Below are 15550 nucleotides of genomic sequence, written 5' to 3'. Positions count from 1 at the left end.
GTGAGGAAGTGAAAGCAATGATTGAATCCAAAAAGAGGTGGCGTTTGACGACGCCCGATGAAAAAGCAGTAGAAGAAATCCAAAAAGAATTGAAGATATCATCAGTGCTGGCCAAGATTTTGGTGACGCGCGGTTTAAATACGGCAGCATCAGCGCGTTCCTTTATGCAGATGGACGCCAGCGCCATACACGATCCCTATTTAATGAAGGATATGGATGTGGCAGTTGAACGCATTCGTGAAGCGATCGAAAATCAGGAAAAAATTGTAGTCTATGGTGATTACGACGCAGATGGCGTGACCAGCACAACCGCAATGATGACCGTATTGCAGGATTTGGGAGCAGATGTGTCCTTTATGATCCCGAACCGCTTTAAACATGGCTACGGACCGAATAGCGAATTGTTCCAGCAGGCATTTGACAACGGCACCAAGCTGATTGTCACTGTCGATAATGGCATTTCCGGCATCGAGCAAGTTGATTTTGCGAATGGTCTGGGGATGGATGTTATCATCAGCGACCACCATGACATCGGAGACCAAATGCCGAATGCCTTGGCCGTCGTTCACCCGCGCCACCCTGAAGGCAGCTATCCTTTTGGTGAACTGGCAGGAGTTGGAGTCGCATTTAAAATAGCGCATGCTTTGTATGAAGAAATCCCAGATCACTTGATTGAATTGACGGCGATTGGCACGGTTGCGGACTTGGTTCCGCTGCATGGCGAAAACCGGTTGTTTGTCAAAGAAGGGCTTGCCGCTTTGATTGATTCGCCAAGCCCGGCCATTGCTGCATTGTGCGAAGTGTCGGGTGTCAAACAGCAGGACATTACTGAAGAAACGCTCGGCTTTATGTTTGGCCCGCGCATCAACGCCATTGGCCGACTGCAGGATGCCGATCCTGCTGTCCAAATGTTTCTGACAGAAGATCCGGCTGAAGCACGTTCGCTCGCATCCGGGCTGGACGTACTCAACAAAGAACGTCAGGCTATTGTTAAACAAATTTCGGAAGAAGCGATACAGCAAGTAGAGCAGCGTTATCCGGATGGATCGCCTCACGTCATTGTCGTAGCACAAGAAGGCTGGAATCCTGGCGTCGTCGGCATTGTGGCATCCAAACTGACCGAGAAATACTATCGCCCGTCCATTGTGTTGTCGCTGATTCCAGAAACCGGCAAAGCGAAAGGTTCTGCCCGCAGCATTGAAGGATTTCATTTGTACAACGAATTGGCAAAAAACCGCGATATCCTGCCTCATTTCGGGGGCCACCCGATGGCAGCCGGCATGACGCTGGAAGCGAGTGATGTGGATGATCTGCGCGAGCGGCTAAACGAACAGGCTAAAGCAAGCTTGACTGAAGAAGATTTGCTGCCGGTAGTGGAAATTGATATTCCATTGCGCTTGGATGAAATCGATATTACGGCGATTGAATCCATGCGGCTCTTGGCACCATTCGGCATGGGATTTGCGAAACCGAAGTTTTACCTGGAAGGCGTCAAAGTGGCTTCTATCCGCAAAATTGGAGCGGCGCAAAATCATTTGAAAATGGAACTGACGCAGCATGCCGCCACGTTGGACGCTGTGGGATTCGGCATTGGACCAATCGGTGACGAATTGACGCCGGACGTAAAAATTGATGTTATTGGCGATTTGCAGATCAATGAATGGAACGGTCGAAAAAAGCCGCAGTTGATGGTGGAAGATGTCCGGACCGATCAATGGCAGCTCTTCGACATTCGTGGCATCCGCCAAGTGTCGCGATGGTCCAAGTTGATTCCGCAGGAAAACCAAGTTTTTCTGGCATTTAACGAGGATACGCCTGCTTTGTTCCAATCCTTTCTGTCGGAGCCAATTGTGACGGTGGCTCAATTAAATAATTTGCCCGGCACTAAAGACCATTTGGTGCTGTTGGATTTGCCGGAATCGGAAGAGCAATTGGCGTCTGTATTGGCCGCATTAAAGCCGAAACGCATTTACGCCCATTTCCATGCCAAAGATTCGCAGTATTTCGAGCAGATTCCGACGCGGGAACAATTCAAATGGCTGTTTGCCTTTATCAAAAAACGAGGAACCTTCGATTTTAATAAACACAGCGAAGAGTTGGCTAAACACAAAGGTTGGACGCGTGAATCATTATTTTTCATGCTGCAGGTGTTTTTTGAACTCGGTTTTGTTACACTTAACAATGGTATTACCGAGATTGCCCAATCGCCAAGCAAACAGGATTTGTCGGAAGCGCCGATTTACAAAAAGCGCGAGCAGCAAATTGCTCTGGAGCAGAAGCTTTTGTACGCATCTTATAAAGATTTAAAAGAGTGGTTCGATGCGAAAGTGTCTGCCAAGGAGGAAGAAATATGGATTTGAAGAAGTATATTACGATTGTAGAAGATTGGCCAAAACCAGGAATCCGTTTTAAGGACATCACATCGCTGATGGATGACGGAACTGCTTATAAGTATGCAACGGACCAAATCGTTGAATACGCAAAAACAGTAAACGCTGAGATTATTGTAGGGCCGGAAGCACGCGGATTTATCATCGGATGTCCCGTGGCTTATGCGCTTGAACTTGGCTTTGCTCCAGTCCGCAAAGAAGGCAAATTGCCCCGCGAAGTGATTCGTGCGCAATATGGCCTTGAATACGGAACAGATGTATTAACGATGCACAAAGACGCCATCAAACCGGGACAGCGTGTGTTAATTACTGATGACCTGCTGGCTACTGGCGGCACAATTGGCGCGACCATCAACTTAGTTGAACAGCTTGGCGGAATCGTTGTTGGCTGTGCATTTTTGATCGAGTTGACTTATCTGGATGGCCGCAAAAATTTGGATGGCTACGACGTAACAACTTTAATGCAATATTAATACGGAATCTCTCTGCCTTTACAGGTGGAGGGATTTTTTTCTATCATGAAGGGTATGGAAATAAGAGCAAGTATGGGACTGGAGGTGACTGGATGATGGAACTGATAAAAGAGCATGATCCTCGTTTGAACGCTGCATGGATTGACCAATTGCTGGACGACCGTACACCTCTGGAAAGGATCACCCGTGAGACAGAACAATTCTTTAAGGCCATCAAAAAAGATTTCGCTGTCAGCAAACACGCCAAGCAAAAAATGAATTTTAAAGAACGGCTATGGTCTTTGTTTGCAGAAGAGTTTTCACTTGAAGATGAACATGGTTTTAAAACCAATGTTTCTGGCCAACAGCTTTACCCTGAGTGGAAAGAACGGTTGGACAGTGAATACCGGAAACTGGAATCGACAATTCAGCGGCGTGTGGATGTCAGGGAATTTGGTGCTGTAGGGGACGGAGAAACCGACTGTACTGATGCTTTTAAAAAAGCTTTTGGCAAAGGAGCAGTGGAAGTGAAGGTGCCGGCGGGCATCTTTATGGTGGACGGCTTGCAGCTGCCGTCTTGGACTCGGCTGATTGGTGCCGGCAAAGGACAGACTGTTATCAAGCTGCAAGCAAAGGCACCACGAAAGGCGCGTCTTTTAACCAACAGCAATTATGTGTCCGGCAACCGCAACATTTCTGTGGAAGAGCTGACCTTGGATTGGCATATTGAACGCCTTGGCGATATTAAAAACACCAGTGCAGGAGGCAATCATTCCAGCTGCCTGACCTTTGCGCATGTCACATACGGATGGGTGAAAGACGTGGAAGCACTCAATCCGGGTCTGCATTGTTTTGACATTACAGCCCCTCTTTATAACTATTCCGGAGACGGCATGCGGGGCAAGGGGGGCAGCCGGTTTGTCTGGCTCGACGGCGTCAGCGGCTCCGGTTTTGGAGATGATGGCTTAACAACGCATCACAGCGATTATATATTTGTTTCCAATTCGCATTTCAGCGATCCGAGTGGACGGGCGCATGCACTGGGATTCTCCAATTCAAACGGTTTTGAAATAGATGACGGGTCCCGGCACGTCTGGCTGGCCAACAATTCGAGCAGCCGTTGTTTCGGAGGCATTGAAGTCAAGGCACATGCCAATTCTTCAGCTGCAACAGGCGTCCACATTTCAGGTCATTTATCAATCCACGACAACCGGTCCTTTAATTTCCGCCATATAGGCCATCACAAAAAAGACGATCCGGAATCGCGGTCGGCGTTTAATATACTGGCTCAACGGCTGGTAGCGATTGAACCGATTGAAACGCCGTTGTACGAAGGTTCCTCTCCGCGCTGTTTGGTGGTGTCGGGCTACCGAAACGTCGCCATCAACCGATTTTTATTCATCGGAAATCCGAATCACGACTACAAGCGGCAACCGGCCGCTGCCATTCAATATCGTGCAGGCTATGTATCGTTAACAAATGGTGTTATTCGTGATTTTAAGACGGCTGCAGCAGACGTTTCGATTGCCGGTGGTGAACAAAGCGCCCGCAATGTTCGGGTGCAAAATCTGGTCAGCATCGGTTCAGCTGAACAGGCGGTTGCGGTTGGAAAAGGCAGCGAGCTTGTCCATTTGGAAGAAATCAGAAAGCGCAGTTCACATCTGCTTTAACAAAAAAAGGAGGCAATATTATGAGATTGACGGGTAAAAAAGTATTGAGTTTTGTACATCATGAATTCGAGGATTTGGAACTGTGGTACCCAATTTTAAGATTGCGTGAAGAAGGGGCGGAAGTAGAACTTGCCGGAGAAGAAACCGGTGTGGATTATATTGGCAAATACGGTGTTCCGGCGACTTCTGATTTGTCCTACGGAGAAGCACTCGCGAAAGAATACGATGCCATTCTTGTTCCAGGTGGTTGGGCGCCGGACAAAATCCGCCGTTTTCCGGAAGTTTTGGACCTGGTACGCCGAATGGATCAACAGAAAAAGCCGATTGGGCAAATTTGCCACGCAGGCTGGGTGCTTGTGTCCGCCAATATTTTAAACGGACGAAAAGTCACCAGCACGCCGGGTATAAAAGACGATATGACCAATGCCGGCGCGGAATGGCTGGATGAGCCGGTAGTGGTTGATGGCCATCTTGTGTCGAGCCGCCGTCCGCCCGATCTGCCGGATTACTTGCGTGAATTTATTAAAGTGATGGAGCAGAGCTAACAAAGCTTTACATTTAACCACTTTGTTTTTTATAATAGAAAGATATACTTTTGGAAAAATTTAAAGCAAGGTGGGCAATTATGGCTAAAGATCAAGTAAGAACAGCTGAAGATGTATTTGAAATGGTTGCGTCTTATATGAATGCCGATCATGTAAAAACGATTAAGAAGGCTTACCAGGTAGCTTACGATGCTCACATGGGACAATTTCGAAAATCTGGTGAGCCGTATATCGTACATCCGGTGCAGGTGGCTGGGATTCTTGCAGAATTGCAAATGGATCCAGCTACCGTAGCAGCGGGCTTTTTGCATGACGTCGTGGAAGATACAGAAGTCAGCCGTGAAGACATTGTCCGTGATTTCGATGAAGAAGTGGCAATGCTCGTCGACGGTGTGACCAAACTAAGCAAGATCAAGTACTTGTCCAAAGAAGAGCAGCAGGCGGAAAACCACCGCAAAATGTTTGTGGCGATGGCACAGGACATCCGTGTCATTTTGATCAAATTGGCGGACCGTCTGCACAATCTGCGGACCTTAAAATACCAGACCGTTGAAAAACAGCGCATCAAAGCCAATGAAACGCTGGAAATCTTTGCCCCGATTGCGCACCGGCTTGGCATCAATACCATCAAATGGGAACTGGAAGATACGGCGTTGCGCTACTTGAACCCGCAGCAGTATTACCGAATCGTCAATTTGATGAAAAAGAAACGGACCGAACGGGAAGACTATTTAAATAATGTGATAAGTGAGATCCGCACACAGCTCGACGAAGTCGACATTCAGGCGGATCTTTTCGGCCGCCCAAAACATATTTACAGCATATACCGGAAAATGGCGATTCAAAACAAGCAATTTAACGAAATCTATGACCTATTGGCAGTCCGGATCACAGTCGACAGCATAAAGGATTGCTATGCTGTGCTTGGCATTATTCATTCCACATGGAAGCCGATGCCTGGCCGCTTTAAAGACTATATCGCCATGCCGAAACAAAATCTGTACCAGTCGCTCCATACAACCGTGATTGGTCCGCAAGGCGATCCGCTTGAAGTGCAGATCCGAACCGAAGAAATGCACCGCATCGCCGAATACGGGGTGGCGGCGCATTGGGCATACAAAGAAGGCAAAACCATCGACAAGCCGAAAAGCTCGGTTGATTCACGTTTGTCCTGGTTCCGTGAAATTTTGGATTTCCAAAACGAATCGGACAATGCAGAAGAATTCATGGAATCCTTAAAATACGATTTGTTTTCCGATATGGTTTACGTCTTTTCACCAAAAGGCGACGTGATTGAAATGCCGGCTGGCTCTTGCCCAATCGATTTTGCGTACCGTGTCCACTCGGAAATCGGCAATAAAACCATCGGAGCCAAAATCAACGGCAAAATGGCCCCGCTCGATACCGAACTGCATACCGGAGATATTGTGGAAATCTTGACCTCCAAGCAGTCATTTGGTCCAAGCCGCGACTGGCTGAAGATTGCCAAGTCAACGCAGACCAAAAACAAAATCAAGCAATTCTTTAAAAAGCAATTGCGTGAAGACAATGTGCAAAAAGGCCGGGACATGATCGAAAAAGAAATCAAGGCACAAGAATTCCCGATCAAAGAAGTGCTGACAAATGAAAACATTAAGCGCGTCTGCGAAAAATTCAATTTTGCAGGGGAAGACGACATGTATGCAGCAGTCGGATTTACCGGCATTACCGCACAGCAAGTCGTCAACCGCCTGGCTGAAAAAATGCGCAAAAAGCGTGAGCAGGAAGAAGCGCTTGAAAAAATTACCGTTGAAATGAAATCCAATACACCGAAAAAGCAAACCGACTCAGGCGTCATTGTCCGGGGCATCGACAACATGATGATCCGCTTGTCAAAATGCTGCAACCCGGTTCCGGGCGACGACATTATTGGGTTTATTACCAAAGGGCGCGGCGTTTCAGTTCACCGGACAGATTGCCCGAACATCCACTCTGAGGCAAATGATCGGCTGATCTCGGTGGAATGGGAAAATGCAGGATCGCCGGACAACAAAGCATATCAAATTGACATCGAAGTGCAGGCGTATGACCGAACAGGGTTGATCAACGAAGTCATGCACATGGTCAGTGAAACGAAAACAACCATTACTGCTGTGAGCGGCCGTGCAGATAAAGACAAGATTGCGACGATCAACCTGTCCATCATGATTCCGCATATCTCACATCTGAACCGTGTGGTCGAACGAATCAAATCGATTCCGGACGTCTATTCGGTCTTGCGTGTGACGAATTAAGGAGGCAGCATGAGAGTAGTTTTGCAACGATCTAAAAAGGCTTCTGTGACAGTCGACGGCGACATTACCGGCGCAATCAGCTCCGGCTATGTCTTGCTTGTTGGCATCACTCATGAAGATACAGAAAGGGATGCTGATTACTTGGCTGGCAAAATTGCGCAGCTTCGCCTGTTTGAAGACGAAGAAGGCAAGATGAACCGATCCATTCTGGATAACGGCGGCGAGATCTTATCGATTTCTCAGTTCACACTTTATGGCGATGTTAAAAAAGGGCGCCGGCCAAGTTTTATTTCAGCGGCCCGTCCGGAAACGGCTGAACCGCTTTGGCTGGCCTTTAACGACGCGCTGCGCAGTCAAGGGCTGGTTGTTGAAACTGGCATCTTTGGCGCAATGATGGACGTGCAGCTGGTCAACGATGGCCCAGTGACGATCCTGGTGGAGTCAAAATAGAAACTTGTTGAGAAGTACAGGGAATTTCCTGTACTTCTTTTTCTGTCCGATTTTTTTGGCTATGCTCGTTCGCACCCGGATATGCACGCTTAGTTGAAAATATGCTCGCTCACAGGAAAATATGCACGTTCAGAAGATAATACGCACGAAAAGCAAAAAAAGATGCAAAAAAGCACGGAGAAAAAATTCTCCGTGCTTTTTATTCGCCTAGTTGTGCATCAAAATATTCGATAATGCCGCTGTAAAGGCCAAGTGCAGCTTGTTCGCGGAATTGGTTGCTGGTCAAGACGCGTTCTTCGTTGAAGTTGCTCAGGAAGCCGAGTTCAACGAGAACTGCCGGCTGGCGGTTTTCACGCAGCACCAAATAATTGCCGTGCTGGACGCCGCGGTCATGCAAGGTCAGTTTGTCACCGAGTCCTGTATTAAGGTATTCAGCCAGTTCTTTTTGGTAGTCGTGCTGGTAATAGGATGTGAATCCAGAAACGCTGCTGTCTTCAGTGGCGTCGTAATGGATGCTGATAAAAGCATCCGCTCCAGCTTGATGGCTTTCTGCAACGCGCTTGCGAAGATCAACGTACGTGTCGGATTGTCTAGTCATGACTACTTCTGCTCCTGCCGCACTCAAATGCTGTGACAAGATTTCAGATGTTTTGAGCGTCAGTTCTTTTTCTTCAGTTTTGCGCACGCCGACTGTTCCGCCGTCATTGCCGCCGTGACCCGGATCAAGGACAATGGTCAGGCCGTTTAAAGTGCCTTTTCTGCGGTCAGTTACTGCGGTTTCTTCTCCTTCAGTAGAAGATTCATCTGAAGAAATGACCCATTCTGCCACAAAAGCGGATTGGCCATCCGGCAATTGAACCTGATACCACTCACCTTGCTTGCCTGTTACAGTCAATTTATCACCGGCATTTGCACGGCTGGCTACTTCAGAGCCGGTCGATGCAGCCGTTCGAAGATTGGTGCCATCGGTCAAGATGGTTACCGATTCAGTAGAGTCATTTTCAACGGTCGCTGCAGTTTGGTCGGATAACTGGCCGTGAAATGCATATGCCCATCCATTTTTGCCTTCTGCCAGTTCAATTTCTACCCAATTTCCCTGCATTGAAACGACAGGGAAGACTTGGCCTTTATTTACCGTTTGCTGGATATCAGAACTGAGGTCGGGTTGTGAGCGCACATTCAATGCACTGACAGCAATTTCAAAAGAAGAGACTTTGGAAATAGCGTCTTTTTGTTGTACAGGTTCGGTGTCATTGTCAGACTGTTCGGTTTCAGCTGTTGATTCAGATTCGGCGGCCGCTTCTGATTCAGCTAAGCTTATGTATTGTTTGGAAACAAACCCACGCGTGTTGCGGAAGCTGATTTCAATCCAATCACCGGTCGTGCTGAGGACTTCCGCTTCTTCACCAGCATTCATTTTCGTCAACACAGCGGCTGATAAATCAGCTTGTGCACGAACATTCAAGCCATTCACTGAAGACACGGCTGTTTGTCCAGCAGCAGTTTGTTCCTCACCAGCCGCTGTTGTTAGCCAAGAAGCGATCCAGCCTTCTTCGTCATCTGTGCGAACTTCCAACCAATCGCCCTCTTTGGAAATAACAGAAGCAGTTTCTCCTTGTTCCAAGTCCCCAATGAGGCTATACGACAACCCTGGGCCGGACCGGACATTCACGGTCGTCCCGGAAATTTCGATGGTGCCGGTATCAGCGAGTGCGTGATCTTTATCAAGCAGCGGCAAAGTGCCCGCTATAAGTAAAAAAAATAAAATAATTGCGATGGATCCTTTGTGTTTCATGCCATTCCCCCTCATACATGTTCTCTTCCATAGTATCAAAAAAAAGACAGCTTGTGTCAAAAAGGTTGACAAGCTATGTGGGAGTTATTAAGATTGGTTTATTATCTTTATATATTTGCTGACGACGAAGAAAGTAATTGCATGATTTGGCTGAAAAGAGAGGGGAAGTCTCAGGCTGTAAACTTTCCTGCAGACACCTGCGATGAATAACACTTTTGAGGCTTTTTTCTGAAAAGCGCTTGCCGCTTATTAGGAAAAGACGGAACCGGCCGTTACCCGGAATGAGAGGGTGCATTTTCTGCATCAACTAGGGTGGAACCGCGGAAGCTTATACAAGCTCTCGTCCCTTGCGTAAAGCAAGGGGCGGGAGCTTTTTTGTATGGAAAAATAGAGGAGTGAAGAGATGATGAACATTCAAGCACCACGCGGCACGTACGATGTGCTGCCCGAGCAATCTGCCAAATGGCAGGAGATTGAACAAAAAATTAATGAGTTGTGCAGGCTCTACCAATACAAGGAAATCCGCACGCCCATTTTCGAACACACGGAATTATTCCAACGCGGCGTCGGCGATACAACCGATATCGTTCAAAAGGAAATGTATACATTTCAAGACCGCGGTGACCGTTCGCTGACATTGCGGCCGGAAGGCACAGCTTCTGTTGTCCGTTCATACGTCGAAAACAAATTGTTCGGCATGCCGGACCAGCCTGTAAAATTATTTTACACTGGCCCAATGTTCCGCTATGAACGTCCGCAGGCTGGCCGCATGCGTCAATTTGTGCAATTCGGAGTTGAAGCAATTGGTTCCAAAGATCCGGCCATCGACGCAGAAGTGATTTCGTTGGCGATGGACTTGTACCGCTCAGTTGGCCTTAAGCAGTTGCGCTTGGTCATTAACTCACTTGGTGACACGGAAAGCCGCATTGCGCACAAAGAAGCATTGATCAAGCACTTTGAGCCAAGCATCAATGAGTTCTGTGCAGACTGCCAGACGCGTCTGGAGAAAAATCCGTTGCGCATCCTGGATTGCAAAGTGGACCGAAACCACCCCTTGATGGCGACTGCGCCATCACTTGCCGATTACTTGAACGAGGAATCACAAGCTTATTTTGATGAAGTGCAATCTTATCTTGCAAGCATGGACATCGATTTTGTCGTCGATCCGAATTTGGTGCGCGGCCTGGATTATTACAACCACACCGCATTTGAAATCATGAGCGACGCAGAAGGCTTTGGCGCCATCACAACCTTAGCTGGTGGTGGACGTTACAATGGCCTGGTTGAAGATCTTGGCGGTCCAGAATCTCCAGGAATTGGCTTTGCAATGAGCATCGAGCGGCTACTTTTGGCATTAGAGATGGAAAAAGTGGAAATAGGCCAGTCGCAAAACTTGGAAGTGTATGTAGTAGCAATGGATGAAACGACGAAGAAAAAAGCATTTTCAGTCGTGCGCGACTTGCGCATGAATGGCATTTCGGCAGATATGGATTTTGCCGGCCGTAAAGTAAAAGCACAGATGAAATCTGCAGACCGCAAAGGTGCCGCATTCGTCATCGTGATCGGCGAAACGGAACTGGAAAGCGGAAAAGTGGCATTAAAAGAAATGGCGACGGGTGAACAACAGGAAATGGCATTCGAAGAAATCGCTGGAACAATACTGAAAAAGAAATCACTGGAGGAATAATTATGTCAAGAACGCATTATTGTGGAGAAGTCAACGAAACAGCTACTGGACAGCGTGTTACATTAAAAGGCTGGGTACAAAAGCGCCGGGATTTGGGCGGTTTGATTTTTGTTGATGTCCGTGACCGTTCGGGAATCGTCCAAGTGGTTTTCAACCCGGAAATTTCAAAAGAAGCAGCAGCAATCGGCGAATCGCTGCGCAACGAATTCGTGGTCCATATTGACGGACTGGTTGTAGAGCGGGCAGAAGGCCAAATCAATACGTCAATGAAAACCGGTAAAATTGAAGTGCAAGTGGATCATGCGGCCATCATCAATGCGGCTAAAAATCCGCCGTTCGCCATCGAAGACAATACCGATGTCAACGAAGACTTGCGCTTGAAATACCGTTACTTGGATCTGCGCCGTCCTGCGATGTATGAAACATTCAAAATGCGTTCAGACGTCACCAAATCAATCCGCCGCTTTTTGGATGAAGAGGGTTTTATCGAAGTGGAAACACCGATTTTAACCAAATCAACTCCAGAAGGCGCACGCGACTATTTGGTGCCAAGCCGTGTCCACGATGGTGAATTTTATGCCTTGCCGCAATCGCCGCAGTTGTTTAAGCAAATGCTGATGGTTTCCGGCTTTGATAAGTATTACCAAATTGCCCGTTGCTTCCGTGACGAAGATTTGCGCGCAGACCGCCAGCCGGAATTCACGCAAATCGACATGGAAATGAGTTTCCAGACAATGGAAGACATTATTGGGATGAACGAGCGCTTGATGGTGCAAATGATGAAAGATGTTAAAAACATCGACATCGAACCTACATTCCAGCGCATGAGCTACACAGAAGCAATGGACCGCTTTGGTTCAGATAAACCGGATGTCCGCTTTGGTTTGGAACTTGTGGATGTATCGGAGCTTGTTAAAGATTCTTCTTTTAAAGTATTTACGGGTGCTATTGAAAACGGCGGCCAAGTCAAACTCATCAACCTTAAAGGGCAAGCCGCCAACTATTCACGGAAAGACATTGATGCATTGGGCGCGTTTGCGGCCGTTTACGGAGCAAAAGGCCTGGCTTGGCTGAAAGTTGAAGAAGAAGGCGTCAAAGGACCAATCGCTAAATTCTTTGAAGGTGAAGCAGCAACTGCTTTGACGGAACGTGCACAAGCGGAAGCAGGAGATTTGCTGCTGTTTGTGGCAGATAAGAAGACGGTTGTGGCTGATGCACTTGGGGCACTTCGTTTGAAGTTCGGCAAAGAACTCGACTTGATCGACAACTCGGTTTATAAATTCCTATGGATTACAGACTGGCCGCTGCTTGAATACGATGACAAGGAAGGCCGCTACTATGCAGCCCATCATCCGTTCACGATGCCGTTTGAAGAAGACTTGGATAAATTGGCAACAGAACCGCAAAACGTCCGCGCGCAGGCCTATGATCTTGTGTTGAATGGCTATGAGCTGGGTGGGGGGTCTTCCCGTATTTATCGCCGTGACATTCAGGAGCAAATGTTCGAAGTACTGGGCTTCAGCAAAGAAGAAGCTAACGAGCAGTTTGGTTTCTTGATGGAAGCTTTTGAATACGGCACGCCTCCACATGGCGGCATTGCATTTGGTCTTGACCGCTTAGTAATGCTGCTCGCAGGCCGCACCAACTTGCGCGACACCATCGCATTTCCGAAAACAGCCAGCGCCAGCGACTTGTTGACAGATGCACCAAGCCCAGTTTCTGAAACACAACTTGAAGAATTAAGCCTATCCCTGAACATTCAGAATAATAAAAAAGTATCAGAGTAAAAAGCTTGTTTAAATAAAATAGGTATGCTAACATACTGGTATAGAGAATCCTGATGTGTACGTTTTAAGCAATTCGATTTTGACCCAACATTATGTCGTCGGGAGATCACATTTTACCATGGCTAACATGCCTTAACGGGAAGTTATAAGTGGTAAAGAGATCACCCACCTGCTTTCAGCGGGTTCAAACGATGCGCACCATCAAAGACGGCACGATTGGGATTCCTAATAAAAAATCATTTTTATCCCTTCGACAATTTATTGTCGAAGGGATTTTTAATGTGTATACTTTCTATTATGCGTACTAACTTTGAAAGGCAGTGGCTCAATGTTACATCAATTTTCTAGAAATGAACTGGCAGTAGGAAAAGAAGGAATCGATTTATTGAAGAACGCAACGGTCGCGATTTTAGGTATTGGCGGCGTAGGTTCATTCGCAGCAGAGGCTTGTGCGCGAAGTGGCGTTGGAACGATCATTCTTGTGGATAAGGACAATGTGGACATCACCAATATCAATCGGCAGCTGGTGGCCAATTTGTCGACCGTAGGAAAATCCAAAGCGGGCGTCATGAAAGACCGTATTGCCGATATTAATACAGAGTGCAAAGTGATTTCTTTGCATATGTTTTATACAGAAGAAACGTATGAAGAATTTTTCAGCTACAATCCGGACTATGTGATTGATGCATCGGATACAATGATTTATAAAGTCCATTTGATGGAAGAATGCTACAAACGCGGCATTAAAATTATTGCTAGCATGGGTGCGGCCAATAAAACCGATCCAACTCGCTTTAAAATTGCGGATATCTCCAAGACTCATACTGATCCACTTGCAAAAATTATCCGAAAAAAATTGCGCCAGGCTGGAATCTATAAAGGCATTCCTGTTGTCTTTTCAGACGAAAGCCCAATTATTGTCCGCGAAGATGTAGTGGAAAACGTCGGCAAGCCTGATGCACCGATCCGAAAAGCACAGATGCCGCCGTCGTCGAATGCATTTGCACCTTCGACTGTAGGATTGATTGCTGCCAGCTGGGTCGTCAACGACATCACCAAATCCATTCCAATCACACGTGTTCGTATGAATTAAACAAAAGAGCCGGTTCAGCGATGAGCCGGTTTTTTCTATATTGGAGTTTAAAGACATACAAAAAGCCATTTCCGGAAGGGGAAATGGCTGACTCAATTATATTTTTTTGTTTTTTCGGAAACTCTTCAGCTTTTCGTATATTCCTGCGAACTTTTTTTCTTCACCAGCAACAATGGGTTTGTAAAACTCGGCCGATTTTACTTCTTTCGGCAAATAATCCTGGTCGGCCCAACCGCCGAACGATCCAACCGGCGTGTCGTGCGGGTATTTGTAGCCACCGTGGCCAAGCTCTGCGCTGCCGGCGTAATGAGTGTCCCGCAAATGCATGGGGATGTCGCCAACATTGCCCTTGTTGATGGCGGCAGTCGCAGCATCAATAGCTTTGTAAGCTGAATTGGATTTTTCGGACAGACACATTTCTGCAACAGCCTGTGCAAGCGGAATGCGTGCTTCCGGCAGTCCGAGCCGGTCAGCTGCTTGGCAAGCTGCCAGAACGTGTCCGCCAACTGCCGGGTTTGCAAGGCCAATGTCTTCATAAGCCATCACCAGTAGGCGGCGTGTGACTGCCGTCAGGTCACCGTTTTCTAGTAAATGTGCCAAGTAATACATGGCGGCGTTAACATCGCTGCCACGCACTGATTTTTGCAGCGCAGACAGCAAGTTGAAGAAATGAGATCCTTTTTTGTCGCCAAAAACACCGACACGCTTAATCATCTGCTCGATCATTTGGTCCTCAACGATGTATGTGCCGTCGCGTTCGTCCGAAGCGATGACAATCGATTCCAGCATTGTCAACGCCTTGCGCGCATCTCCGTTAGTGCCTTCTGCAATGCGCTCAACCTGCTTCTCGGAAATGTCAATTTCTTCGTTTCCAAGACCGCGCTTCGGATCCGTTAACGCTGCATTTAAAAGTTGGACGATGTCTTCGTGCGCCAACCGTTTGAGCTGTTTGATTTCGCCGCAGCGTGAGCGGATGGCTGGATTAACGTCATGGAATGGATTTTCCGTTGTCGCACCAATGAGGACGATTGAGCCGCTTTCAACATGCGGCAACAAAGCATCCTGCTGCAGTTTATTGAAACGGTGGATTTCGTCCAGAAACAATAGGACTTTTCCAGTCATTCGGGATTCCGTTACAACTTCTTCGACATCTTTTTTGCCGGAAGTCGTCGCGTTCAATGCGATAAACGGCAAATTGGACGTGCCGGCAATGGCATGTGCAATGGACGTTTTGCCGATTCCAGGTTCCCCGTACAGCAGCATGGATGGCACATGGCCGTTAGTGATCATTTTATATAAAGCTGTGTGCGGCCCAATAACATCTTTTTGACCGACCACTTCGTCGATAGTTCGGGGGCGCATACGAAAAGCTAAAGGTTCGTTGTGCATAAAAAAACTCCTTCCGTAC

General features: G+C 47.4%; 11 protein-coding genes, 1 other RNA gene and 1 other annotated feature. Of the genes, 10 read left to right on the top strand and 2 right to left on the bottom strand.

Going from position 1 to position 15550, the window contains the following annotated elements:
* The first annotated feature begins 17 nt into the window (after window positions 1-17).
* The 6 genes from recJ to dtd all read left to right on the top strand — a co-directional run bounded on the left by recJ (window position 18) and on the right by dtd (window position 7780).
* Complete coding sequence (recJ, locus tag AC4EHK_RS10370; protein WP_490978708.1) at window positions 18-2360, top strand: single-stranded-DNA-specific exonuclease RecJ; 2343 nt, start codon at window positions 18-20, stop codon at window positions 2358-2360.
* Window positions 2351-2863 (top strand): adenine phosphoribosyltransferase, encoded by a 513-nt coding sequence (locus AC4EHK_RS10365; protein WP_490978707.1) that lies wholly within the window; start codon window positions 2351-2353, stop codon window positions 2861-2863. Before recJ ends, AC4EHK_RS10365 begins: the two co-directional genes overlap by 10 nt.
* A gap of 92 nt (window positions 2864-2955) precedes the next feature.
* Window positions 2956-4512 (top strand): glycosyl hydrolase family 28-related protein, encoded by a 1557-nt coding sequence (locus tag AC4EHK_RS10360; protein WP_490978706.1) that lies wholly within the window; start codon window positions 2956-2958, stop codon window positions 4510-4512.
* Between the two features lie 20 nt (window positions 4513-4532).
* Window positions 4533-5057, top strand: coding sequence for a type 1 glutamine amidotransferase domain-containing protein (locus AC4EHK_RS10355; protein WP_490978705.1), 525 nt, complete (start codon window positions 4533-4535; stop codon window positions 5055-5057).
* Window positions 5058-5137: 80 nt separating this feature from the next.
* Window positions 5138-7330, top strand: coding sequence for a RelA/SpoT family protein (locus AC4EHK_RS10350; protein WP_490978704.1), 2193 nt, complete (start codon window positions 5138-5140; stop codon window positions 7328-7330).
* 9 nt (window positions 7331-7339) lie between these two features.
* The gene (gene dtd / locus AC4EHK_RS10345) at window positions 7340-7780 is read left to right on the top strand and encodes a D-aminoacyl-tRNA deacylase (RefSeq protein WP_490978703.1); all 441 of its coding nucleotides are present in this window, start codon (window positions 7340-7342) and stop codon (window positions 7778-7780) included.
* A 199-nt stretch (window positions 7781-7979) separates the two neighbouring features.
* Here dtd and AC4EHK_RS10340 read toward each other — a convergent pair whose 3' ends face one another.
* Complete coding sequence (locus AC4EHK_RS10340) at window positions 7980-9575, bottom strand: N-acetylmuramoyl-L-alanine amidase family protein (RefSeq protein WP_490978702.1); 1596 nt, start codon at window positions 9573-9575, stop codon at window positions 7980-7982.
* Between the two features lie 112 nt (window positions 9576-9687).
* Window positions 9688-9926: a binding site (T-box leader), on the top strand.
* Window positions 9927-9981: 55 nt separating this feature from the next.
* On the opposite strand from AC4EHK_RS10340, the gene hisS reads away from it, so the two are divergent.
* The 4 genes from hisS to AC4EHK_RS10320 all read left to right on the top strand — a co-directional run bounded on the left by hisS (window position 9982) and on the right by AC4EHK_RS10320 (window position 14142).
* On the top strand, window positions 9982-11262 hold the full coding sequence (gene hisS / locus AC4EHK_RS10335; RefSeq protein ID WP_490978958.1) for a histidine--tRNA ligase: 1281 nt from the start codon (window positions 9982-9984) through the stop codon (window positions 11260-11262).
* Between the two features lie 2 nt (window positions 11263-11264).
* The gene (aspS, locus tag AC4EHK_RS10330) at window positions 11265-13049 is read left to right on the top strand and encodes an aspartate--tRNA ligase (protein WP_490978701.1); all 1785 of its coding nucleotides are present in this window, start codon (window positions 11265-11267) and stop codon (window positions 13047-13049) included.
* A 44-nt stretch (window positions 13050-13093) separates the two neighbouring features.
* Window positions 13094-13276, top strand: a non-coding RNA gene (ssrS, locus tag AC4EHK_RS10325) — 6S RNA.
* Window positions 13277-13377: 101 nt separating this feature from the next.
* Window positions 13378-14142 (top strand): tRNA threonylcarbamoyladenosine dehydratase, encoded by a 765-nt coding sequence (locus tag AC4EHK_RS10320; RefSeq protein WP_490978700.1) that lies wholly within the window; start codon window positions 13378-13380, stop codon window positions 14140-14142.
* 96 nt (window positions 14143-14238) lie between these two features.
* Here AC4EHK_RS10320 and AC4EHK_RS10315 read toward each other — a convergent pair whose 3' ends face one another.
* Window positions 14239-15531, bottom strand: coding sequence for a replication-associated recombination protein A (locus tag AC4EHK_RS10315; RefSeq protein WP_490978699.1), 1293 nt, complete (start codon window positions 15529-15531; stop codon window positions 14239-14241).
* Between the last annotated feature and the right edge of the window lie 19 nt (window positions 15532-15550).

Source organism: Planococcus sp. TJ-307, from assembly GCF_058268435.1.
The sequence above is the reverse complement of the archived record's forward strand: the minus strand, read 5'-3'. Positions and strand labels throughout refer to the sequence as shown.